A 23051-nucleotide genomic window follows, 5' to 3' on the forward strand; every position below is an offset into this window, starting at 1 on the left:
AGGAGGTGTATTATTTGTTAAAAGAAGAAGTTAAGAAAAATGTTGATGAAATCAAAGAAATTATGGAAAAATATGACGCCGAAGATATAAAAATATTTGATATGGAAAAATCATCATTATTGGTGGATTATTTTGTTATTGTTACAGGAAATTCAGATACACATATGAATGCGTTAAGAGACTATGTGGTAAAATACTTAAAGGAAAATGAAATAAAATTAACTTATCATGATAAAACAAGAGGATCAGATTGGTTAGTTGTTGATACAGGTAATATAATAGTTCATATATTTTCCAGAGATGGAAGAGAATTTTATGACTTAGATTCTTTATGGTCAAAATATTTATTAAAATAAATCACTCACAGAAATATTATTCTTACCTCGGTGCCATCTTAAACTATATGTTGGCCGGTAAGTTTTGATTTCTGGCGGGAAAACCAAATCGGAGGTGTTTTTTTAATGTCAGTAGTAAGCATGAAACAATTATTAGAAGCTGGTGCTCATTTTGGGCATAGGACAAGAAGATGGAATCCAAAAATGGATCCATATATATTCACAGAAAGAAAAGGAATACACATCATAGACCTTCAAAAAACATTGCAGTCTATTGAAGAAGCTTATAATTTTTTAAGAGACAAATCAACAGAAGGTGCAGAAGTTTTATTTGTTGGTACAAAGAAACAAGCACAACAAATAGTTGCTGATGAAGCAAAAAGATGTGGCGGATATTATGTAAACAACAGATGGTTGGGAGGATTATTAACAAACTTCAAAACTATTAAAAAAAGAATTACAAGACTTGAAGAATTAACAGAATATGTTGAAACAGAAGAATTTGCAAAATTACCTAAAAAAGAACAATCAAGAACGAAAAGAGTTCTTGATAAATTAGAAAAGAACCTTGGTGGATTAAGAGGTTTAAATAAAGCTCCAGATGTTATTTTCTTTGTAGATCCAAGAAAAGAAGAAATAGGTATTCAAGAAGCAAATAAATTAGGAATTCCAACAATTTCAATGGTTGATACAAATTGTGATCCTGATTTAATAGATTTTGTTATACCTGCCAATGATGATGCTATAAGAGCTATAATGTTGATCGCTTCAAAAATGGCTGATGCTGTTATAGAAGGAAGAGAAGGTAGAGTTGATACTTTACCAGAAGGAAATAAAGGATCAACAAGCGAAGAAGAAAATGAGATAATAGAAAAATTAAATGCAGAAGATAAATATTCAGATATAGCAAATGAATTGGAAGATGAAGAAGAAGAAAACTAATAATTAAAACTCCAAATTAACTCCGACCTGTAAATTCGGTCGGAGTTTTTTTGAAAAAATAAATTATATTGGGAGGAATATTTGTGAAGTTTTATATTAAAACATTTGGATGTCAGATGAATGTTAATGAATCTGAGATTATGAGTGGTCTCCTAACTCGAGAAGGTTATGAATGGACTGAAAATCCAGAAAATGCCAATCTTATAATCTTAAATACTTGTGCTGTTCGTGAAAAAGCAGAGAATAAAATGCATGGAGCCATAGGTGAATATGGTAGGTTTAAGAATAAAAATAAAGATTTAATACTTGCTGTTGGTGGATGTTCATCAGAAAAAGAAAGAGATGAAATATTAAAAAGACATAAAAAAGTCAATTTTATATTTGGAACAAGAAATGTAGTAGATATAGTTAATATGGTAAATAGAGCAAAAAGAGGAGAAAAATTTTCTGATTTTTCTGATAAATTATCAGATATGAGTCATGACTTACCAAAGATGCCAAACAGTTTACATCATGCTTGGGTTACAATCCAATATGGATGTAATAAATATTGTTCATATTGTATAGTTCCTTATACAAGAGGATTTGAAAAAAGTAGAGATTTTGAAGATATAATAAATGAAGTTAAAGATTATGCTAAAAAAGGATATAGAGAAATAACTTTCCTTGGTCAAAATGTTGATTCATATGGAAAAGACTTTGGAGATGGAAAACCAAAACTTGATAAATTAATAAAAGAAGCTGCAAAAGTTGAAGGAATAGAGAGAATATGGTTTATGACTTCTTATCCTTCTGATATTACAGATGAGCTTATTGATACAATAGCAAAAGAACCGAAAGCAGCTAATTATTTTCATTTACCCGTTCAAGCTGGTAGTAATAATATGCTTGAAGCGATGAATAGAAAATATACTAAAGAACAATTTTATAAACTTGTTCATAGAGTCAGAAGTAAGGTTAAAGGAGTTACTTTAAGTACAGATATTATAGTAGGATTTCCTGGAGAGACTCATGAAGATTATCTTGAAACTTTACAGTTGATTAAGGATATAAGGTTTGAAAAGGTAAATATTGCTGAATATTCTCCAAGAGAAGGAACAATAGCAGCAAAATTTAAAGAAGATAATGTTAGTAAAGAAGAAAAAAATAAAAGATTGATGGAAATTGTTGAGATTGAAAAAAATATAGGTAGAGAAGAAAATGAAAAATATGCTGAAAAAATTATTAGAGTTATTCAAGAAGGTAAAACTAAACATGGCATGCATTTTGGAAGAACTATTAATAATAAAGTAGTTATGTTTGACTCTATCGATGAATATAATGGAAAATATGTTGATGTTAAAATTAGAAGAGTTTCAGCAGGACCACTTTATGGTCAAAAAATAGCAGATGAAACTCAAGTCGATTTTAAAAAAGAAGATCCGACATTGAAAATTTTTGATTGATATGAAAGAACATAAATTTAATTTTTATTTGGACAATAGAATCTTAGAAGTTCAATTGTTCTCAACTAAAAGAAAAACTATTCAAATAAAAATTGAAAATCAGAAAAAAATAAAAGTAAATGCTCCTTATACATTAAAAATAGAAGAAATAATATATATATTAAATAAAAAATCTAATTGGATAAAAAATAAAATAATTTTTTTTGAAAAGATAGGTTATGTAGAATTAAATAAAAAGTTTGAAGAAGGAGAAAGATTTTTATTTTTGGGTGATGAGTATATTTTAAAATTTTTAAATGGAAAAGGAGTAATAAATAAAAGTATATATTTAGAAAAGAATTTTTTAATATATACTTATAGGAAAAATGATCCAGATTCTATAAAGAATAATTTGAAAATTTGGTATAAAAAAGAAAGTTTAAATATCATAAATAAAAGAATTAATCATTATAAGAAATATTTTGATTATAATCCAAGAGATATAAAAGTAAAGGAACAAAACAAAAGATGGGGTAGTTGTACTTATAAAGATGATTTATTGTTTAATTGGAAAATTATTATGATGAAAATTGATGTAATAGATTATATAGTCATACATGAAATGTGTCATATGAAGTATAAGAATCACTCAAAAGATTTTTGGATTTTAGTTTCTAATATAATGCCAGATTATAAGGAAAAAGAAAAATGGCTTAAAGAGAATTCATATAAAATTGTATTTTAAAAAAACACAGATATCATTTTGATATCTGTGTTTTATCTTTCTATACTATTAAAAGATTTAAGTATCTGGTCAACTAAAGGTTTTAACTCTTTTTTTGTAGCTGTTTTGGCATATTCTGCGTTTAACATTTCTCTAAACCATTTTTCTGTAGTAGATTTTTTTATTAAAGTATTATCAGAAAAGAGTTCGGAATTATACATTGAATTCAAAACATTTGAAAATAAGCTACTAACTATTTCTTCTGAAGCTTCTTTCATAGTTGTATTAGAACTATTAATACTTGTATTATAAACAGGACCAATCATAATTACATCACCACTAAATCTGCATATATGAAGTTTCCAGCAGAGAGATTTTGAATTATAGCTATTAAATCTTGAGGAACAGCACCAGCAGCTTTTAAAGCAGATATTACATTATCAATCGTTGCTGGACTTCCATTTACTTGACCATTTTTAATAGATAGCACAAAGTTTCCATAACTCGTTGTTGTATCGGCAACTTTTACATTTCCTCCAAATATTATAGAACCTGTTTTTTCATTGATAATAATTTTAGCTTTATTATCCGGCTGAACTTCTACATCTTCTATCATTGCAAGAAAAGAAATAAGGTCATCTTCGAATACGGCTGGAACATTTATTTTTATCGATGAAGCATCTATTGCTTTTGAAATTTTATTTGAAAAAGTAACATTTATAGCTCTAGAAACTCTAGATGCTGTTGAAAGATCAGGGTTTTTAAGATTTATTGTCACTGTATCTTCATTCACTAATTGTGTTGGAATTTCATTTTCCACTATAGCTCCTTGCGGGATAGAACCAGAAATTTTATATTTTTTTTGTTGATTTGAGCTTGTTTTTACATCTGTTCCTCCTGTAATAACACTACCCTGAGCTACAGCATATACCCTTTTATCAGCACCTTGAAGAGGAGTTTGTATTAAATATCCATTTTCTATAGATTTTGCATCTCCAACTGCCGTTACTGTAACATCTAATTTCATTCCAGGTTTATAAAAGGCCGGTATATTGGCAAATACCATTACAACAGCTGTATTTTTTGAATTTAATTTTGAATCTGTTTCAAGACCAAGATTAGCCATCATATTGGATAGCATTTCAGAAGAAATATTTCCTGAATCTCCAGATCCATTTAAACCAGTAACAAGACCTATACCAAATAGTTGATTATCTCTTGCACCCCTAAATTCTGATATATCTTTTATTCTAACCGCAGAAAATGAAATGGCGAATGAAAAAATTATTATTGAAACTATGAGGAGTTTTTTACTCATCTTTTACACCTCCATTAAAAGAATATATTTGCAATTCCAGATAAAAGTGAAGAAGTCCAAGAAGGTTCATTTGGATCTTGTTGGAATATTACATCACCATCATACCATATTTTAGAATTAGCAATTTTAGATGATTCTATAAGACCACTTTTACTTATAGAACTGTTATCTACATATCCTTCAACTATTATTTTTTTTCTTTGTTTTCCAACTTTTATTTCTTTTTCTCCTCTAATTTTATAAAGATTTCCATTTTTTTCACTTATTATTCCTGAAATATATACCTTAACAGAAGCTTGAGAAGATGATGAATTTTGTTTATTATTTACTTTTACATCAGCTGTATCTGTTGTATTTAAAGGTAAAAAATTTTTCAAATCAACTCCACCTATACTTTTAAAAACAGAACCTAAAGAGTCAACAGTAGCACCTTTATAGTCTGCCATATCATCAGAAAGAGAAAAAGTTGGGTTTTCTGAAACAGATATTGTTATTATATCACCAATATCATATTCCTTTTGATAGGAGTAGATAGGTGCATTATTTTCATTCCATAATGAAGTTGCAAATATAAAGGAACAAGTAAGTAATATAGAAATTATAATATAAAATTTCTTCAAGGAGTATCACCTCCATTCCCAATATATAAAATGGGACCTTCTTTTAATATTCCTGTTATTTTTTTATTTGTAACTGTATTCACAACAGTTAAAGATTCACCTATAAAACCATCATTTAAAGCTTTTCCCCAAGAATTCACAGATATACCAGAAAAATTTACTACTATTGTTACTATATCATTTCTTTTTATATCTGGGATTCTTTTTAAATAAATAGGATTCAATATTTCATCTTTTTTTACGTATTTATTTGTTATATATTTTCCAAATTCAAAATTTTCAGATGTTAAGATTTTATGGTTTAAAGTTAATATATTTGTAGTAGCTTCATAAGTATTATTTTTCATTATTTTTTCGTTTCTGTTCAAATCATCATTATAGAATAATACTTTTTTGAAATCAGCAACTGTTAGGATATAATTTCTGAATAAATTAGCACCATCTTTAGTCTTTATATTTGCATAAATATAAAGTTTATCTTTATTTAAGAAATTACGTGTTATTTCAATATTTTCAACATTTAATTTTTCTTTTATATCAGGAAGTTCTACTAAACTCAAATTTGGAAAGTTATCATAAAAATAATTTTTTAAATATTTTTCTAGATCAAAAAAGTCTTCAACTTTATTTTTTTTATCGATTCTTATGATTATCACAGTTTCAGATTCAAATTTCAATTCAAAATCATTGTAATAACTTTTTAATATTCCATACATAGTTTTTTCGAGATTATTTGAATTAAATATAGTTTTTTCTGAATTTAAATAACCTATTACGCGATTTATATTTAATTCTGGTATTAAATCATTCAAAGATAAAATTTCATCATCTGAATAAACTTCTTTTGGAATATAAAAAGTTTTTAAAGAATAGACTTGAGATATTGAAAATAACATCAGTAATAACATTAAAACTAATTTTTTCATAAAAAAATCCTATTATCTTTTAAGATTTGATACAGTTCTTAACATCTCATCTGAGGTTGTTATTGTTTTTGAATTTATGTCATAAGCTCTTTGAGCTACTATCATGTTAACCATTTCTTTTACAACATCTACATTTGATTTTTCAAGATAACCTTGTTGTAATGGTCCAAATCCGTCTTGATTAGGAATTCCTTCAACTGGATCACCAGATGCTGGAGTTTGTGTATATAGATTATTTCCAATAGGTTTTAATCCAGCTGGATTAACAAATCTTACAAGTGTCATATTACCAAGATTTTGTATTGTATCATCTGCAAATTTAACACTTACTATACCATCAGGAGAAATAGAAATTTCTTGAGAATTTGCAGGTATAACTATATTTGGAACTACTAAAAGGCCATTAGATGTTGTTAATCTTCCTTCACCATCTCTTTTTAAAGAACCATCTCTTGTATAAGCTATTCTTCCATCTTGAAGTTGAACTTGTAAAAATCCATCCCCCATTATAGCTATATCTGTAGATCCACCTGTTTCTTCAGGATTTCCAATAGAAAATATTCTATTTGTTGCAGATAAAGTTGTTCCATGACCAACATATAGACCGGTTGGTAATGAAGAATCTTGAGCTGTAGGAGTTCCTGCTTCTCTTACAGCTTGATACAATAAGTCCTGAAATTCAGCTCTTTGTCTTTTAAAACCAGTTGTTTCAACATTTGATAAGTTATTTGAAATTATGTCTAATTTTCTTTGTTCTGCATTCATTCCAGTTGCAGCACTGTATAAAGATACTAGCATCTCATGACCCCCTCATTATCTTGATGAGATTTCTATTAATTTTGTATTCAATGAATCATTGGTAGTTACTGCTCTTTGAAGTATATCAAATTGTCTATTTGCATTTATTAAATTTACCATTTCTTCAAGAGTATTAACATTAGATTTTTCTATAAACCCTTGTTTTATTTTGGAACTTTGTAAGTTAATTTCATCGCCTGAAAAATAATTATTTCCAACTTTGTAAATATTTTCTAATTCAGTATTATAAAAAGCAACATTGTTTTCTTGTATATTTCCATTTTCATCTACTTGAAATGAATCTTGAATAATTATAGGTTGATTGAATTCATCTAAAATATAATCTCCAGAATTATTTACAAGAAAGCCATCATTGTTTACTTTAAATTCTCCATTTCTGGTATAAAAATAATTATCACCAGAAAGTACTTTGAAAAAACCATTACCTTCAATTGCAAAATCAAGATTATTTGATGTTTCTTCTAAAACACCTTGAGTTATTATTGGATAAACTTTGTCTAAAACAACTCCTGAATAGACGTTTCCAATTAATTCGCCTTTTTTATTTTCTTTTGAATAAGCATGTATTTCTTTTTCAAGAATACTTTTGAAAGTATTTATATCTTTTTTATAACCAGTTGTATTAGCATTGGCAAGATTATTGGATATTTTATTTACTTCGGCAAAAGAGTTTAACATACCCATTGCTGAATTATAAATTCCCCTCATAAAAATCCTCCTCAGTTTATTCTACATGGACACTACTTAATAGTTCTATATCTTCTAATAAAATTCCTGTACCTTTTGCACAAGTTAAGTGAGGATCTTCTGTAACTATTGTGTTAACGCCGGTCTTTTCTTTGAGTAATTTATCAAGTCCACGTATTCTTGAAACTCCACCAACTAATATTATGCCATTGTTCATTACATCAGCTGCAAGTTCAGGGGGGGTTTTTTCTAAAACATTTTTTGCTTTTATTATTATTTCATTTAAAACAGGTTTTATAGCTTCAAAAATATCATCTGAATTTATTTTTATAGATGAAGGAAGACCAGTTTTTATATCCTGCCCTTTAACTTCTATTTCTATTGTTTCTTCATCTTTATAAGCTTTTGCTATTTCTTTTTTTATTCTTTCGGCAGTAGAAGTTCCTATAGAAAATCTATAACTTTTTTTGATATATTTAACTATTTCATCATCCATCGCTTCTCCGGCTACTTTTATCGATTCACTTTCCACTGTTCCGCCTAAACTAATTACTGCAATATCCGTTGTGCCTCCGCCTATGTCTATTACCATATGTCCATTAGGTTTTGTTATATCTATTTCACTTCCTATTGCAGCTGCTAAAGGTTCAGAAACTAAAAATACTTGAGAAGCTCCAACTCTTTCAGCAGCTTCTTTTACGGCTCTTCTTTCAACATCAGTAGTTAATGCTGGTATACCAATTATCAATTTTGGTTTTGAAAATGATAACCCTTTTTTCGCATTTTTTAAAAAATATCTCAAAACTTCTTCTATAACTTCAGGATTTGTTATTACTCCATCTTGAACAGGTCTTATAATCTTTATTTGTTCTGGGGTTTTTCCTATCATTTCCTTAGCTTGAGTACCTATAGCTATTATTTTTTTCTTTTTTGCATCTATAGCAACAACAGATGGTTCTTCTATTATTATTCCTACTCCTCTTTGATAAACAACAAAAGTAGCAGTTCCAAGGTCTATTCCAAGATCATGTTTAGCCATTTTGTTACCTCCATTATAAATTAATTATAGACTTAGCTTTTAATTCATTAAGCAATTCTATATTTGAGTTTTTTACTATTGTATTGTATTCAACCTTTATATCTTCTAATTTATTTGTGCTTTTAAACCCTTTATTGAAATAATACCAAAATATCCAAGGATCATTTATGAAAAGATCGCATTCAGTTGATAAATTTTCGATTGCAATATCATATATCAATATGTTCTGATCTTTGAGTTCTATTTTATATACTTCTTTATTTATTAATTCTATTCCTGAATTTGGATTAGATAAATAAGTTGAAAGAATTAAAGAACTTGAATTTTGATCTTTTTTATTTTTTACTTTTTTACTATTCACTTTTCCTTTTACTTGATTAAATAATATCTTTGATGTAAGTCTTTCATCTACTAAGAAGACTTTACATTTTAAGATATCTTTGATTTTTAAAGCTTCATTTATAACATTGTACGTTTGGGTAGAGTATCTACCAGACATAGATAAAGGCATACCAAAAACTAAAGTATCTGAAGAGTTTATTTTTTCATTTTGTAAATAATTTAATAAATTTTCTTTTTCTACAGTATCTTTAGGAACTGATATTCTTAAAATTTCATTTGCGCTTGATATACCACATCTTTTGTCTCCATGATCTATTCCATAAATTTTCATCTTTTTAATAGCTCCCATATAATATCTTTATTTAGTTTTTTAATTTCAAATATAATACCATTTTCTTCCAAAATATTTTTTATTATTTTTTCATCTTTACTGCTTGCGGTTAAAACTGGTGCACAAACTTCAAGAACTGTTTTTGGAGCAGGAAATATTTTAGAAAATATATTATTATTTTTTAAAAGATCCTTGACATAAATTATTTCATAATTTTTTATTAAAATCACCATATTTATATCGAGAGTAGTTCTTAATTCTGTCATTTTAAACTCCTTTAAACTTAAAATCTGTTATATTTGTTTTGAAAAGTTCCATAAATTTTTTACTATCAATATCTTCAAAAAAATGTATACTATCTTTTATAAGCCAACCATCTAATATACTTTCTTTATTTTTCACTGAGTTATGAAGTAATTTTAAGTTAAAATCTTCAAAAATTTCATATTTGTTTGATAAGTTAATAATTAATCCTGTATCAGTTAATTCATCTAAGACAACTTTACCAAATTCAATATCACCTTTAAACATTTTATTTATTATTTCATTTTCTTTTTGTGAAGGATTATTTTTTATAAAATCATATGTTTGTTTTAATACATTACTCGATGGATACATACGTGCAAAATCATATGATAATCTTGCTCTAAACTTTTCATCATAAGCAAGAACAAACTTTATAACTCCTTTTTTTGATGACCAAGAAGCTACGATATCTATTAATTCAAGTCTTGTTTTTGGAACATCTAATATTATAAATATAGGATTCTTGCCTTTTAATTCCATCGATAATCCATTATTTGAATATGAAGATATTAGTATGTTTGAATTATTTTTTTTGAAATTTTCTTTTACTAATAATTTATATGTAAATTCCATCGAATTGTTAAAAACTTTTATAGAGTCTTCTAAAATATTGAATTGATCTGATATTATTTTAGAAAGTTTTGTTTGTTTTGTTTCATCATTTAGCATTATTACTTTATTTATATTTTCATTTATATAATCATTTAATATTTCAGATAATTTTTTCTTTTCTCTTATAATTTCATAGTTTGATGGGCTTACATTTGATACCAAAACTTTAAATCCAGCTCTTTTAAAATATTCTTTTAAGCTTGTATGAAATAATGTTCCAAAAGAAGATATATTATTTTTTTTGAAAATTATATATTTTCTGAATTCTGTATATTCTTTTATGTTTTTTATAGCTGGATGTGCCATAGAATAAAATGGTTCATCAATTATAATTTCAAATATATCAGAACTAAACATTTTTAAATTATGAAAAAATGCTGGTACTGTTATAAATATAATTTTTTGATTTAATATAGTTTTATTATTTATTCTTGATTTTTTATTAAAATACATATTAGATGAAGATATATAAGATGAAATTATATTATAAGTATGTTTTAAAACTATATTAGAAGCACCTATTATAACAACTTTTTTATTATTGTTAATAGAATCAAATATTTTTTTTAACATTGCGGCATATTTAATTCTACTTGGCAAAAACATGGCAATTTTGTTTTCTGAAATATTATCTTTTATAACATCTATTTTTGATACTTTATAAGTTTCTTCTTTTAAGATGCTATTTATGTCTAAAGAACTTATATCTTTATTTAACTGCTCATTGCTTTTTAAATTTAAATCTTTCAAATAAAATTTTAAAAATTTATGTTTTAAATTATATGAATTTTCTTGTCTAAAATTACCAACTATATCTAAATATATGCTTGTTGGATTATTATATCTCGCTTCTTTTAAATTTGGAGCTAATCCATATCCAATTATGTCCATTATTAAATCTTTTTTATTTCTTATTTTACCTGCAAAACTTTCTACTGCATTACCAAAGAATTTCATGTTTTCCGCTTTAACATTTTTCATTAAGAATACAGGCTCCGGATTTTTATAACCATATGGTTCTAATTTTTCTATTTCATCGAAGAATGTAGGCCAAATTTTTTCTATTTCCATATCTATTGAAACTTCTGAAATAGGCTTTTTCTCTCCATATAAATCAAAATATGATTCATTCACCTTAGTTCTTAATAAATCCAAATTATCATTTGGGACGGAAAATCCAGCTGCTAATTCATGGCCTCCAAATTCTTGAAATAAATCTTCTTTAGAAGAATTTTTAAACAAATCCATTAAGTTAATTCCTTGAGGACTTCTTGCCGAACCCTTTCCAAAAGTTTCTTCTTTTGAAATCATCAGTACGGGTTTATTGAATTGAGAAGAAAGTTTTGAAGCAACTATGCCAAGAACACCAAGATGCCAGTTATCTCCACTCAATACTATTACTTTATCTTTTTTATATTCTGGGTTTACATCCATTTGACTTAAAGCAAAGAGGTAAATTTCTTTTTCTTTTGCTTGTCTTTTGCTGTTGAGTTTTATTAAAGCACTTACATTTTTTTGTATTTCTGAATCATTTTTTGATGTCAAAAGTTTAAACGCTGTAAAAGCATCGGCCATTCTTCCGGCAGCATTAATTTTAGGTGCAACTTTATAAGCTATTATATGTGATTTTATTTCTGAAGGAACTATTTTCAATTCTTTTAGAAGAGCTTCTACTCCTTTTAAAGGATTTTTTCTTATTTTATCTAAACCTCTTTTTACAAAATATCTGTTTTCTGATAAAAGAGGTACTATGTCAGCAATAGTTCCTATAGCTACTAAGTCTATATAATTATATGGATCAAAAGAAGGATTTATTTCTTTAGATAAAGCCAATAAAACTTTAAAAGCAACTCCAACTCCAGCAAGTCCCTTAAAAGGATAATTATTATCTTTTCTCTTTGGGTTTACAACGGCATCAGCTGGTGGAAGGTTTTCTTGCTGTTCATGATGATCTGTTACTATTACTTTCATCCCAAGTTTTTTTGCAAAGCTTATTTCTTCAATTGAAGTTATTCCACAATCTACGGTTATTATGTTTTTGAATCCATTTTTATTAAAATCAGATATTGCATCCATATTCAGACTATAACCTTCATCCATTCTCGAAGGAATATAAGCATCAACATTAAAACCAAGATCTTTCAAACCCATATATAATGTTGCAGCTGCAGTTACTCCATCAACATCATAATCTCCAAATACGACGATTTTTTCTTCTTTTTGTTTTATTTCTTTGAGTAAAAATACAGCTTTATCCATATCTTTTAAGTAAAAAGGATCTATTACTTGATTTTTAGAGGGATTTAAAAATTCAACAGCTTCATTTTTATCTTTTAGACCCCTACTTACTAGAAGTTTTCCAAGGAATTCAGAAATTCCTATATCATTAGAAAGACCACGGGCAATTTTTATATTTGCCTCATAGTCAGGGTCATTGGGGTCCCAAAAGACTCTCCAATTATTATTCATTTTTTGTTCCCCTTTCTTATTTATTTTTATTTCTTCTTTTCTTATATTATACAAAAATTATCTGTAAATAACAATAAGAAATGATGTAGGACAAATTTAAAATACTGTTAATTCATTATTTTTTGTTTTTTTATTATAGTTATGATTTAAAGTGTTAAATATACATGGTATAATTTAAATGAAAAAATTAATAAGCTTGGGGGTTCTTAAATAATGAAAAAAATAGCTATAATAACTACTGGTGGAACTATTGCAATGAGACATGATCCAATTCTCGGAGTTATTCCATCTGATGAACTAAACAAATCTTTGAATGATATTCCTTATTTGAGAGATATGGCAGAAACAGAACTTTTTGAATTTTCAAATATACCAAGTCCACACATGACTCCTGATAAAATGTTTGATCTTTCTAAATTTGTGAGAAAAATATTGAATAGGAAAGATATAGATGGTATAGTTATAACCCATGGAACAGATACACTTGAAGAAACGGCATATTTTTTAGATTTATTGCTTGATACTGTAAAACCTGTAGTTATGACAGCTGCGATGAGAGATTGGAATGAACCAGCTACAGATGGACCAAGAAATTTAATAGCTTCAGTAAGAGTAGCTTGTGCATTACATTCAATAGAAGAAGGAGTTTTAGTTTGTTTAAATGATGAGATACATGCTGCGAGAGAAGTTACAAAAACTTATACAAGTAATGTAGCGACTTTTGATTCACTTGGATATGGTCCACTTGGTATGGTTGATGAAGATACTGTTATTTTTTTTAGAAGATCTTTATTAAGAATGCATATAAATACCGATAAAATAGAAGATAAAGTGGCTTTAATAAAAACTTATACTGGAGATGATGGAAGAATAATAAAAGAACTTCCAGATCTTGGATATAAAGGTGTTGTTATCGAGGGATTTGGAAGAGGAAATGTTCCAGAACCCGTAGCTGATGCTATTGAAGAATTAATAAATAAAAAAATACCAGTGGTATTAGTATCGAGATGCTTTAAAGGTAGAGTTCTTGGAGTGTATGGATATAAGGGAGGAGGAGCAGACCTCAAAAATAGAGGAATTATAATGGGTCAAGAAGTTTCTGGTCCTAAAGCAAGAATAAAATTGATGGTAGTTCTTGGAAAAACTAATGATATGGAGATTATAAGATCTTATTTTGAATATCAAAATAAATGAGGTGGAATTTTGTGACTAAAAACCAAAAAGCGGCTATATTTAATTCAATATATTTAATAATATTTTTTTCTATAGCAGCGCTTTCTATGCAGGTTTTTTCTATTCTGGTTTTTTCTCTTGGGGTTATATTTGTTGTAGAATTATTTTCTAAATTTTTTATAAAATTTTTAAAAATGCCTAAAAAATTTGCAATTTTAATATCTATATTAATAATATTTATAAGTCTTATATTTTTATTGGTTTTTTTAATACCTACCGTGATTGGTGAGGTTTCTAATTTTATAAATTTTTTAAATGGAATCTTTGAAAAGCAAGAATGGAGAGAATTATTCCCAGAAAAATTTGATGATATAGAAAAAAATGTAACTGAATTTTTGATAACTTTGAGACCTAAAATAATATCCTTCATAAACGATGCTTTAATACAAATGCCGAATTTAGGTGGGAAAATAGGTTCTTTTATCTTTTACTTAGTTTTAATAACTATATATGGAAGTTTTTACTTTGATTCTTTTAAATTAAAAGCAGGAAATTTATTTCCTAAATCTATAAGAAACACATCTATATCATTTCTAAAAGATTTATATGTTAACTTAAAAAGTTTTGTTATCTCTACTTTATTTGCGGCTCTTTTTGTTGGGATTGGAGCTTTTATAATAATGAATATATTAGGAGTTAAATATTCTTTATTGATGAGTTTTTGGGCGGCATTAACAAATTTTATTCCCATCGTTGGAGTTATTTTTGAGTTTATTCCTTTAATATTAGTTGGTATATCAAGTGGATTGACTAAAATGCTAATATTGCTTTTAATAATGATCATATTACATACATCTGCTTTTATATTCTTCTTGTATGTCATGAAAGGTAGTGCCAGAATAAATCCAGTGGCAGTAATAATTTCAATTTTGATATTTGGATATATATTTGGATTTGTAGGTCCTATAATAGCTGTTCCAATAGGAATATCGATTAAAGTTTTTTGGAAACATTTTATATCTCCTACTTTTGAAAGGAGCTGAAATATTTTTGAAAAGATATATAATAATATTAATGATTTTGCTATCATTTTTAACTTCTTTTGCTATTAGTGTAGAAGATATACTAAATTTATCTAAGAATGAAAATACTTTAGAACTTTCATGGGATGAATTTTTAAAATATTTAAGTGAGTTTGGATATAGTGAAGAAATAGAAAATGCAGGAAGAATAATATCTGCAAAACGTTTTTTATATGAAAAATATTCAAAATATAATTTTGTTAAAAGTATAATTACAGAAGATTTTAGAGCATTTGCAACTAATTTGAGTTTAATACCTCCAAATTTCAATTTTTCTGAAGATGATATTGAAAAATTAATAATAGTTTTTCCAAACATGGTTGAAAGGGTTGAAGATTATTTGATAAATCCAGATGAATCTAAAAATTATGTCAAATATCTATATAGAATTGAAAAATTTGAAAAAAGAATAAATATAACCCAGTATGATATATATATTAATTATTTAATAAAAAAATCTATAAATAATTCTACATTTTTAGATGAAAGTCAAAAAGCATTCATAGTAAAGTATGTTCCTGTTGTGTATTTGAAAAAAATTGATGATATAATTTCAAATGAATCTTTTTCTATTGAAGAAAAGGATTATATAGGGGCATATAAATTATTGGGATTTATGAAAGATATTAATTCTATAAATGAAAAAAATCTTGAAACTTATATACTCTTAAATTCTTATTTTGATATAAAACAAAAACTTACATCTTTAAATAACAGTGTTTATTTTGTAGAGAAAACAGATTTAAATGATTTTATAGAAGATTCTTTGAGTTATATATATAAGTCTCAAGGTTTGAGTATAAAACACGATTTGATAGATGATTTAATTTTAAGTTTATTAAAAACTTTAAATATAAAAGTTGGAAATTTAAAAGAAAAAATGGTATTAGATTTTTCAAGAGATAAATTGAATATAAATGCTGAAATAAATAAAGAAATAGATATTTTATATGATCAAATTGAAAGTATAAATAAAATGAAAATTTTAGATATTGATAAAAAAACAAATTCTAGCACTGAGACGATAAAAAATTTAGAACAAAATAAAAATGAATCATCAGACAAAGATAAAAAATATAATTATTTATTCATAATAATTCCAATATTAATTATTTTTATACTTTTTGTAATGATAATAGAGGTATTTCCAAATATACGTATAGCAGAATTCTTTGTTAAAATGGGATTACCCATTTTCTCTTTTAGGATAATTAATAAACTTCTTTTAAAAGAGCCAAACAATTTTAAATATTATATATTTCTTGCTAAAGTTTATGAAAAAATGGATAAATATAATGAATCTATAAGTACTTATAAACATGCTATGAAAATTAAAGAAAGAGGAGATTTTAATGAATAATTCTTTGATAATATCATCATCTTCGAAAGAAGTTTATATTGGTCTCAAAAATGAAAATAATATTTTGATAAAAACAGCAACTGGTAGAAATTCTGGATCTCAAATAATAATAAAAATAGATCAACTTTTAAAAGAAAATAAACTCAAATTAAAAGATATAAAAAATTATTTTATAGATATAGGTCCTGGTTCTTTTACAGGGATTAGAATATCAATCGTTACCTTGCAAGGTTTATTAATGCCTTTTGAAGATTTTTCAATTAGAAAATTTTATTTTACTGATATTGTTAATCTCTGTTTAAAAGATAAAAAAGTTGTTAAAAGAGCTGTATTGAAAAGGGCGAGAGAAGATGCTGCTTATATAGCTTTATATGAAAATGAAATGCGTATAAATGAACCTGAAATGGTTAATTTTTCAGATTTTAAAAGTTATTTGAATGGATATACTCTTTTAGGTGAAGAGGCTTTGTATTTTAAGAATAAATATGATTTAAAAAATGATCATAGAGAAATATTTTTTGATAGGGATGTTTTTATTGATATAGAAAAAATCTCTAAAAGTGTTGATATTAACAATCTAAAACCTTTATATCTTCAAAAACCTTTAGCTGTGGAAAATTTTGAAAAGATTACAGGTAAAACATTAGATAAAAAAAATTGGGATTAAATAAATATTCAAAGGAGTTTAAACATGTCAAAAAAAATTTCATTAATAGGTATTTTTACTGCTTTAGCTTTTATATTATCATTTTTAAAATTTCCATCACCAGTTGGAAGTATAGCACTTGATTCTATGCCAGGATTTTTGTTGAGTATTATAAATCCTTTATACGGAGGAATTGCATCTTTACTGGGACATTTTTTTACATCATGGAATTCTGGTTTTTATTTTCAACTTTATCATATACCTCTTGCTTTAGCAATGTTTGCGATAACTTATATTTTTGGTAAATTATATCAAAAAAATAAGATTATATCTATTTTAATAGGTGTAATTTTAAATGGTATTGTATCTCCTTTTATAGTTGTAAAAATTATTACTTTTAAAGGGGTTTTGGGAATAATGCCTATGTTGATAGTAGCAAGTATTGTGAATATTTTATTAGCAGTTATTATATACTCAATGCTAAAAAAATATAATATAATAAAAAAATAAAAAACTTCATCGAAGTTTTTTATTTTTTATTTTTTATTTTGATTCTTTTCTTTTTTTTAAGATTTGTGTTTATTGTATCTAAAGATAAATGAGTTATATAACCTATGAATAAACTAAAACTATAAAAAATTTTTATTAATATGTAATATTTAGTATTTAGTAAAAATAGTATTACAGATAATAGAACAGCTGTTAAAATAGAATGCCATGCACCTCTATGTTTAGTAGTATTATTGAAAATTATGCCAAACAAAGTTCCAACAGATATTCCTACAAAAATTATCAAAAGATAATAAAAAGGTCCTTTAAATGGGATATAATGCTTAAAAATATAGTCATATTCAAAAAAATAATATACAGAAACAAGTATTAATAATATTCTGAAAAATCTATTTATTAAAGATTTTTGATGATCTACATCTGGGAAATCACTCCCAAGTATAAAAAGAGCATAAGATATTGTTATTTCAGAAGCTGAAAAAGAATAAAAATTTTTAGTAAATAAATAACTTATTATATTGAATACAAAGAAAAAAATAGGAAATCCTATTATTCCTGAGATTATATGAGTTCTAAAATTTGGCATTTAATCACCTTATTATATATTTTTTGTAAAAGAAAGTGGGGATTTTCCCCACTAATGTTATAATTCATTTTCGGCCGAAGCTATTTCAAAGGTTAATGATTTTAAAGATATTACAAAGTCTACATCTTCTACAGATATATTTTCTGGAACAGATAAAGATGTAGGAGTGAAATTTAGAATACCTTTAATTCCTGCTTCAAGAAGTATATCTACAACTTCTTGAGCTGCATTTACAGGAACGGAAAGAACTGCTATTTCCACATTATATGTTTTTATTATTTTTTCGATATCCTGTATTCTTTCTATTTTTACACCAGGGACTATCATATTACCAATCTTTTTTTCATCATTATCAAAAGCGGTAACAACTTTGAACCCATTTTTTTCTAAACCTGAATAATTAGCTATAGCATAACCAAGATTACCTGCACCAACTATTGCAACATTCCAGTTTTTCTTCAATCCAAGGATTTCTTTTAATTTAAAAGAAAGTTTGTCAACATTATAACCTACTCCTCTTTTTCCAAATTCACCGAAATAAGATAGATCTTTCCTAACTTGAGAAGCCTTTATTCCCAATAAATCGGCCATTTCTTTGGAAGAGGTTTTTTCGATACCATTTTCTTTCAATTTATTAAGACATCTATAATAGATTGCCAGTCTCCTTACCGTTGGTTTTGGTATTTTAGGAGCTCTCATTTTCTCACCCCTTCACAACAATATTAACTAATTTTTTCGGTACATATATGACTTTTACAATACTTTTACCTTCTATATGTTTTAATATTTTTTCATCTTCTAAAGCTAATTTTTTAATTATTTCAGAATCTTCTTCTACTGATACATTTAATTGAGATCTTAATTTACCATTTACTTGAATAACTATTGTTAATTCATCTACTTTCAATGCTTCTTCGTCTACAGTTGGCCAATTAGAATCAATTACTAATGATTCATGATTTAAAAGATGCCATAACTCTTCAGATATATGAGGTGCAATTGGTGATAACATCAAAGCAAAATTATCAGCAATTTCTCTTAAAAGCATGTAATTTAAATTATTTTCACTGTTTTTTAAATAATTATTTAATTCATTAGAAAGTTCCATCATAGCACTTATAGCGGTATTAAATTGAAAATTACCTTCTATATCGTTAGTGGCTTTTTTAATTATTTGATGTAATTTTCTTCTCAATGCTTTTTCTTCTTTGTTTTTTAAATTTAATTTAGATTTATCAAATTTTATATCTTTTACTTCATCAATAAATTTCATATATGAGTTCCAAACTTTATTTAAAAATCTATAAACACCTTCCACACCAGAATCATTCCATTCCGTATCTTTTTCTGGTGGTCCCATAAATAATATATAAGTTCTCAACGAATCAGTTCCAAACTTATTTATAATATCTTCTGGAGATACTACATTTCCTTTTGATTTAGACATTTTAGCTCCATCTTTATAGATCATTCCTTGAGTATAAAGATTTTTAAAAGGTTCTTCAAAATTTATTAAATTCATATCATGAAGTACTTTGGTTATAAATCTTGAATATAAAAGATGAAGTATAGCATGTTCTACTCCGCCTATATATTGATCTACAGGTAACCAATTGTTTACATCTTCTGAGTCAAATATTATATCATTTTTATGTGGGTTTACATATCTCAAATAATACCATGATGAATCAACAAAGGTATCCATAGTATCAACTTCTCTATGTGCTGTTCCACCACATATTGGACATTTAGTTTCTTTGAAATCGTTATTATCAACAAGAGGGCTCTTTCCAGTTGTTTCGAATTTTACATCTCTTGGTAATTTTACTGGTAGATCTTTTTCTGGTACAGGAACTGTACCACATTTATCACAATAAATTATAGGAATAGGTGCGCCCCAATATCTTTGCCTTGATATTAACCAATCTCTTAATTTATATTGTGTTTTTTGTTTTCCAATTTTTTCTTCTTCAAGCCAATTTAAAATTTCTTTTAAAGCTATTCTATTTTTCTTACCATTAAAATTTTCTGAATTTATCATAACTCCGTCTTCTGTAAAAGCTTTTTCAGATATATCAGCATTTTCACCATCTATTACTTGTCTGATATTTAAATCGAAAACCTTTGCAAATTCATAATCTCTTTGATCATGAGCTGGAACAGCCATGATAGCACCAGTTCCATATTCATAAAGAATATAATTTGCAACATATATTGGGATCTTTTCATTGTTTACAGGATTAATAGCATAACTTCCAGTGAAAGCCCCATCTTTCTTTGCTCCTTCTGCTGTTCTTTTAAATCTATCTTCTAATCCAACCTTTTTTAGAAAATCAGATACATCTTTTTTATTTTCATCAGTAGTCAAAATGTCAACTAATGGAGATTCTGGAGCTAAAGCCATAAAAGTTACTCCCCATAATGTATCAGGTCTTGTAGTAAAAACATTTATAGTTTCATCTTTACCATCAATTTTAAATTCAACTTCAGCACCAACACTTTTACCTATCCAATTTTTTTGCATTATTTTAACATTTTCAGGCCATTCATCAAGTTTGTCTATATCATTTAAAAGTCTTTCTGCATAATCAGTTATTTTGAAATACCATTGTTCTAAATGTTTTATTTCAACTTCATGACCACATCTTTCACAAGAGCCATTTACAACTTGTTCATTTGCAAGAACTGTTTTACAATCATCACACCAATTAACTGCTGCTTTTTTCTTATAAACAAGTCCTTTTTCATACATTTTTATAAATATCCATTGAGTCCATTTATAGTATTCTTCTGAAGAAGTCATTATTTCTCTACTCCAATCATAAGAAATACCCATTTTTTTTATTTGATTTCTTATTATATCTATATTTTTTAAAGTCCATTTTTCCGGATGTATGTTACCTTGTTTTATTGCCGCATTTTCAGCAGGTAAACCAAAAGAATCATATCCAAATGGATGTAAAACATTATAACCTGTCATTTTTCTATATCTTGCTACAACATCTCCAATAGTATAATTTTTAACATGTCCTACATGGAGAGTTCCTGAGGGATATGGAAACATTATTAGATTATAGAATTTTGGTTTTTCTGAATTCTGAGGAGTTTGAAAAGCTTTTTTTTCTTCCCAAACTTTTTGCCATTTTTTTTCAAATTCAACAGGATTATACTCTCTTTCCATTTATATAACCTCCATTTATTTTTATATTGTTAATTATACCACATATAAGCACTTTTTCACAATTACTAATTACCTGTTATTGTGGGTATATATAAGTTAAGATCTTTAGATATGTTTTGAATATTTATATCTGGATGTTTTAAAAGTCTTGATTGTCCAGGTTCTTGTATTAAAAAAAATACTTTTGATGGGTCTCCGCTTTTAAATGAGCTATTATAAGGGATTATATAGGTATAATCTGTTTTTATATTTGGAGATTTAAAAAAATAAAATTTATAAGGGTTTAAACCTGGTGTTAAATTACCTTGAAACAAATATTTTCCATTATTATCTTTGAAAGAACTCCAAACATCTTTTGAACCTATTATATATATTTGAATATATCCAGTTCTATCTTCTGATTGCAATTGAGTCAATATTTTATCTAAATCATCCATTTGTTTTTTTAAAAGACTATTAGAAACTATATATTTTTCTACTAAACCATTGGGTTTAAAATAAGAGTTCATTTGATTTATATCTTTTTCTAATTGAGAATTTTTTTGATTTAATTCATTTGATAATCTGTTTATTTGTTTTTGAGAGTAATTTTTAAAATTAACCATTCTTATTTCCGTAATTATAGACAAGATTAATGCTAAAACACTTATAAAAATAAGAATTATTTTTGATTTCATTCTTCACCTCCAATAAAAAACATCAAATTTTGATACAAATCTTTTTTTGTTTGCAAAATTTTTTTTAATTTTTGTATAGTATTATCAACTTTTTTTTGTTTTACAATTAATTTTTTTGAAATTTCTTTATAAGAAAAACCATCAAACCATAAATTTACTATATCTGTTTCATCTTCGTTTAATTCTATTAAAGCACTGTCTATTACATAATTTAATAAGAGATTTTTAGTTTGATTCTCTGGATCTTTTAAATAATATTCAAATCCTTCATTAAAATCATCATAAGTATTTTCTATGCTTATAGCTTCTGTAAGCACTTTGTTTTTTTGTCTATTTAAATAAGTAACAAAAGATTTAACTTCAGAGGATATATTTAAATAAGCAAAAGTTGAAAATTTAGAATTTGAATTTTCATCATAATTAAATACAGCTTGCATTAATCCTACAAAACCAATTTGTACAAAATCTTCAAAATCAGCCCATGCGCCATAATACTTAGAAACAACAGATTTAATCATTGGTTCGAATTTTTCCAAAATTATCCCCATCGCTTCTTTATCTCCTACTTGAGATAATTTCACAAGACGATTAGTATTCAATCTTCTGAGAATATAAATATTTCTATTCATGATTTTCAAGCCCCTAATAATAATTTAATTTAAATTAATAATATTTTATCATTTTTTTATTATAAAATTAAATATTAAAACATAAATATAAGAAAAAATCCCCTATAAAAGGGGATTATGGAGCGGAAAACGGGATTTGAACCCGCGACCCCTTGCTTGGCAAGCAAGTGCTCTACCGCTGAGCTATTTCCGCATATGGAGCAGGAGATGAGACTTGAACTCACGACCTCCGCCTTACCAAGGCGGCGCTCTACCGACTGTAGCTACTCCTGCTTAAACCAAAGATATTATACTATAAGTTTTATCTTTAGTC

Annotated in this window: 24 protein-coding genes and 2 tRNA genes; 9 read left to right on the forward strand and 17 right to left on the reverse strand. The window is 26.4% G+C overall.

What is annotated here, in order from left to right; translation table 11 throughout:
• Nucleotides 1–14: 14 nt before the first annotated feature.
• The 4 genes from rsfS (at nucleotide 15) to PWP28_RS06660 (ending at nucleotide 3446) form a co-directional block, all read left to right on the forward strand.
• Nucleotides 15–356, forward strand: a complete 342-nt coding sequence (rsfS, locus tag PWP28_RS06645; protein WP_109603732.1) for a ribosome silencing factor — start codon at nucleotides 15–17, stop codon at nucleotides 354–356.
• 105 nt (nucleotides 357–461) lie between these two features.
• The gene (gene rpsB, locus PWP28_RS06650; protein WP_308644446.1) at nucleotides 462–1277 is read left to right on the forward strand and encodes a 30S ribosomal protein S2; all 816 of its coding nucleotides are present in this window, start codon (nucleotides 462–464) and stop codon (nucleotides 1275–1277) included.
• A gap of 83 nt (nucleotides 1278–1360) precedes the next feature.
• Entirely contained in the window at nucleotides 1361–2722 is a 1362-nt protein-coding gene (gene miaB, locus PWP28_RS06655; protein ID WP_109603734.1) for a tRNA (N6-isopentenyl adenosine(37)-C2)-methylthiotransferase MiaB, read from the forward strand.
• A 1-nt stretch (nucleotide 2723) separates the two neighbouring features.
• Entirely contained in the window at nucleotides 2724–3446 is a 723-nt protein-coding gene (locus PWP28_RS06660) for a M48 family metallopeptidase (RefSeq protein WP_305081156.1), read from the forward strand.
• 32 nt (nucleotides 3447–3478) lie between these two features.
• Here PWP28_RS06660 and PWP28_RS06665 read toward each other — a convergent pair whose 3' ends face one another.
• The 10 genes from PWP28_RS06665 to recJ are packed head-to-tail and all read right to left on the reverse strand — an operon-like array spanning nucleotide 3479 to nucleotide 12894.
• Nucleotides 3479–3751, reverse strand: coding sequence for a rod-binding protein (locus PWP28_RS06665; RefSeq protein ID WP_109603736.1), 273 nt, complete (start codon nucleotides 3749–3751; stop codon nucleotides 3479–3481).
• 2 nt (nucleotides 3752–3753) lie between these two features.
• The gene (locus PWP28_RS06670) at nucleotides 3754–4743 is read right to left on the reverse strand and encodes a flagellar basal body P-ring protein FlgI (RefSeq protein ID WP_109603737.1); all 990 of its coding nucleotides are present in this window, start codon (nucleotides 4741–4743) and stop codon (nucleotides 3754–3756) included.
• Nucleotides 4744–4757: 14 nt separating this feature from the next.
• The gene (locus PWP28_RS06675; protein ID WP_109603738.1) at nucleotides 4758–5363 is read right to left on the reverse strand and encodes a flagellar basal body L-ring protein FlgH; all 606 of its coding nucleotides are present in this window, start codon (nucleotides 5361–5363) and stop codon (nucleotides 4758–4760) included.
• The gene (flgA, locus tag PWP28_RS06680) at nucleotides 5360–6289 is read right to left on the reverse strand and encodes a flagellar basal body P-ring formation chaperone FlgA (RefSeq protein WP_305081155.1); all 930 of its coding nucleotides are present in this window, start codon (nucleotides 6287–6289) and stop codon (nucleotides 5360–5362) included. The genes PWP28_RS06675 and flgA overlap by 4 nt, the downstream gene beginning before the upstream one ends.
• A 12-nt stretch (nucleotides 6290–6301) precedes the next feature.
• A complete protein-coding gene (flgG, locus tag PWP28_RS06685) occupies nucleotides 6302–7087 on the reverse strand; it encodes a flagellar basal-body rod protein FlgG (protein ID WP_109603740.1) in 786 nt (261 codons plus the stop codon).
• A 15-nt stretch (nucleotides 7088–7102) separates the two neighbouring features.
• Complete coding sequence (locus PWP28_RS06690; protein ID WP_109603741.1) at nucleotides 7103–7816, reverse strand: flagellar hook-basal body protein; 714 nt, start codon at nucleotides 7814–7816, stop codon at nucleotides 7103–7105.
• A 16-nt stretch (nucleotides 7817–7832) separates the two neighbouring features.
• Nucleotides 7833–8834, reverse strand: a complete 1002-nt coding sequence (locus tag PWP28_RS06695; protein ID WP_109603742.1) for a rod shape-determining protein — start codon at nucleotides 8832–8834, stop codon at nucleotides 7833–7835.
• A 13-nt stretch (nucleotides 8835–8847) separates the two neighbouring features.
• Nucleotides 8848–9507 carry a RuvX/YqgF family protein gene (locus PWP28_RS06700; protein WP_158274742.1) on the reverse strand — a complete coding sequence of 220 codons (660 nt, stop codon included), beginning with the start codon at nucleotides 9505–9507 and terminating at the stop codon, nucleotides 8848–8850.
• Nucleotides 9504–9773, reverse strand: coding sequence for a putative Se/S carrier-like protein (locus PWP28_RS06705; RefSeq protein WP_109603744.1), 270 nt, complete (start codon nucleotides 9771–9773; stop codon nucleotides 9504–9506). Before PWP28_RS06705 ends, PWP28_RS06700 begins: the two co-directional genes overlap by 4 nt.
• A 1-nt stretch (nucleotide 9774) precedes the next feature.
• The gene (gene recJ, locus PWP28_RS06710) at nucleotides 9775–12894 is read right to left on the reverse strand and encodes a single-stranded-DNA-specific exonuclease RecJ (RefSeq protein ID WP_308644447.1); all 3120 of its coding nucleotides are present in this window, start codon (nucleotides 12892–12894) and stop codon (nucleotides 9775–9777) included.
• A gap of 213 nt (nucleotides 12895–13107) precedes the next feature.
• On the opposite strand from recJ, the gene PWP28_RS06715 reads away from it, so the two are divergent.
• Genes PWP28_RS06715 through PWP28_RS06735 form a run of 5 tightly spaced genes read left to right on the forward strand, consistent with a single transcriptional unit; the run spans nucleotide 13108 to nucleotide 17665 of the window.
• Nucleotides 13108–14088: an asparaginase gene (locus PWP28_RS06715; protein ID WP_109603746.1), complete on the forward strand. Its 981-nt coding sequence runs from the start codon at nucleotides 13108–13110 to the stop codon at nucleotides 14086–14088.
• 11 nt (nucleotides 14089–14099) lie between these two features.
• The gene (locus tag PWP28_RS06720) at nucleotides 14100–15110 is read left to right on the forward strand and encodes an AI-2E family transporter (protein ID WP_308644448.1); all 1011 of its coding nucleotides are present in this window, start codon (nucleotides 14100–14102) and stop codon (nucleotides 15108–15110) included.
• A 7-nt stretch (nucleotides 15111–15117) separates the two neighbouring features.
• Nucleotides 15118–16509 carry a M48 family metallopeptidase gene (locus PWP28_RS06725; RefSeq protein ID WP_264149872.1) on the forward strand — a complete coding sequence of 464 codons (1392 nt, stop codon included), beginning with the start codon at nucleotides 15118–15120 and terminating at the stop codon, nucleotides 16507–16509.
• A complete protein-coding gene (locus PWP28_RS06730) occupies nucleotides 16502–17176 on the forward strand; it encodes a hypothetical protein (protein WP_308644449.1) in 675 nt (224 codons plus the stop codon). The genes PWP28_RS06725 and PWP28_RS06730 overlap by 8 nt, the downstream gene beginning before the upstream one ends.
• Before the next feature lie 24 nt (nucleotides 17177–17200).
• The gene (locus tag PWP28_RS06735) at nucleotides 17201–17665 is read left to right on the forward strand and encodes an ECF transporter S component (RefSeq protein WP_109603750.1); all 465 of its coding nucleotides are present in this window, start codon (nucleotides 17201–17203) and stop codon (nucleotides 17663–17665) included.
• 19 nt (nucleotides 17666–17684) lie between these two features.
• Here the strand turns inward: PWP28_RS06735 and PWP28_RS06740 are convergent, their stop codons facing one another.
• The 7 genes from PWP28_RS06740 to PWP28_RS06770 form a co-directional block, all read right to left on the reverse strand.
• Nucleotides 17685–18251, reverse strand: coding sequence for a metal-dependent hydrolase (locus PWP28_RS06740; RefSeq protein WP_308644450.1), 567 nt, complete (start codon nucleotides 18249–18251; stop codon nucleotides 17685–17687).
• Nucleotides 18252–18308: 57 nt separating this feature from the next.
• Entirely contained in the window at nucleotides 18309–18950 is a 642-nt protein-coding gene (locus PWP28_RS06745) for a redox-sensing transcriptional repressor Rex (RefSeq protein WP_109603752.1), read from the reverse strand.
• Between the two features lie 4 nt (nucleotides 18951–18954).
• On the reverse strand, nucleotides 18955–21432 hold the full coding sequence (gene leuS, locus PWP28_RS06750; RefSeq protein ID WP_308644451.1) for a leucine--tRNA ligase: 2478 nt from the start codon (nucleotides 21430–21432) through the stop codon (nucleotides 18955–18957).
• A 65-nt stretch (nucleotides 21433–21497) separates the two neighbouring features.
• A complete protein-coding gene (locus PWP28_RS06755) occupies nucleotides 21498–22109 on the reverse strand; it encodes a hypothetical protein (protein ID WP_109603754.1) in 612 nt (203 codons plus the stop codon).
• Nucleotides 22106–22738 carry a sigma-70 family RNA polymerase sigma factor gene (locus PWP28_RS06760; protein ID WP_109603755.1) on the reverse strand — a complete coding sequence of 211 codons (633 nt, stop codon included), beginning with the start codon at nucleotides 22736–22738 and terminating at the stop codon, nucleotides 22106–22108. The genes PWP28_RS06755 and PWP28_RS06760 overlap by 4 nt, the downstream gene beginning before the upstream one ends.
• A gap of 118 nt (nucleotides 22739–22856) precedes the next feature.
• A tRNA-Gly gene (locus PWP28_RS06765) sits at nucleotides 22857–22931 on the reverse strand.
• A 3-nt stretch (nucleotides 22932–22934) separates the two neighbouring features.
• Nucleotides 22935–23011 (reverse strand) — tRNA-Thr (locus tag PWP28_RS06770).
• Nucleotides 23012–23051: the final 40 nt, after the last annotated feature.

The sequence above is a fragment of the Oceanotoga sp. genome (genome assembly GCF_030445905.1).
Taxonomy (GTDB): Bacteria; Thermotogota; Thermotogae; order Petrotogales; family Petrotogaceae; genus Oceanotoga; species Oceanotoga teriensis.

Bases quoted from the DNA above. Each gene is read 5' to 3' on its own strand.
- rpsB (WP_308644446.1), top strand. From the start codon at position 462: ATGTCAGTAGTAAGCATGAAACAATTATTAGAAGCTGGTGCTCATTTT.
- PWP28_RS06660 (WP_305081156.1), top strand. From the start codon at position 2,724: ATGAAAGAACATAAATTTAATTTTTATTTGGACAATAGAATCTTAGAA.
- PWP28_RS06665 (WP_109603736.1), bottom strand. From the start codon at position 3,751: ATGATTGGTCCTGTTTATAATACAAGTATTAATAGTTCTAATACAACT.
- PWP28_RS06670 (WP_109603737.1), bottom strand. From the start codon at position 4,743: ATGAGTAAAAAACTCCTCATAGTTTCAATAATAATTTTTTCATTCGCC.
- flgA (WP_305081155.1), bottom strand. From the start codon at position 6,289: ATGAAAAAATTAGTTTTAATGTTATTACTGATGTTATTTTCAATATCT.
- flgG (WP_109603740.1), bottom strand. From the start codon at position 7,087: ATGCTAGTATCTTTATACAGTGCTGCAACTGGAATGAATGCAGAACAA.
- PWP28_RS06690 (WP_109603741.1), bottom strand. From the start codon at position 7,816: ATGAGGGGAATTTATAATTCAGCAATGGGTATGTTAAACTCTTTTGCC.
- PWP28_RS06695 (WP_109603742.1), bottom strand. From the start codon at position 8,834: ATGGCTAAACATGATCTTGGAATAGACCTTGGAACTGCTACTTTTGTT.
- PWP28_RS06700 (WP_158274742.1), bottom strand. From the start codon at position 9,507: ATGAAAATTTATGGAATAGATCATGGAGACAAAAGATGTGGTATATCA.
- PWP28_RS06705 (WP_109603744.1), bottom strand. From the start codon at position 9,773: ATGACAGAATTAAGAACTACTCTCGATATAAATATGGTGATTTTAATA.
- recJ (WP_308644447.1), bottom strand. From the start codon at position 12,894: ATGAATAATAATTGGAGAGTCTTTTGGGACCCCAATGACCCTGACTAT.
- PWP28_RS06715 (WP_109603746.1), top strand. From the start codon at position 13,108: ATGAAAAAAATAGCTATAATAACTACTGGTGGAACTATTGCAATGAGA.
- PWP28_RS06730 (WP_308644449.1), top strand. From the start codon at position 16,502: ATGAATAATTCTTTGATAATATCATCATCTTCGAAAGAAGTTTATATT.
- PWP28_RS06735 (WP_109603750.1), top strand. From the start codon at position 17,201: ATGTCAAAAAAAATTTCATTAATAGGTATTTTTACTGCTTTAGCTTTT.
- PWP28_RS06740 (WP_308644450.1), bottom strand. From the start codon at position 18,251: ATGCCAAATTTTAGAACTCATATAATCTCAGGAATAATAGGATTTCCT.
- PWP28_RS06745 (WP_109603752.1), bottom strand. From the start codon at position 18,950: ATGAGAGCTCCTAAAATACCAAAACCAACGGTAAGGAGACTGGCAATC.
- leuS (WP_308644451.1), bottom strand. From the start codon at position 21,432: ATGGAAAGAGAGTATAATCCTGTTGAATTTGAAAAAAAATGGCAAAAA.
- PWP28_RS06755 (WP_109603754.1), bottom strand. From the start codon at position 22,109: ATGAAATCAAAAATAATTCTTATTTTTATAAGTGTTTTAGCATTAATC.
- PWP28_RS06760 (WP_109603755.1), bottom strand. From the start codon at position 22,738: ATGAATAGAAATATTTATATTCTCAGAAGATTGAATACTAATCGTCTT.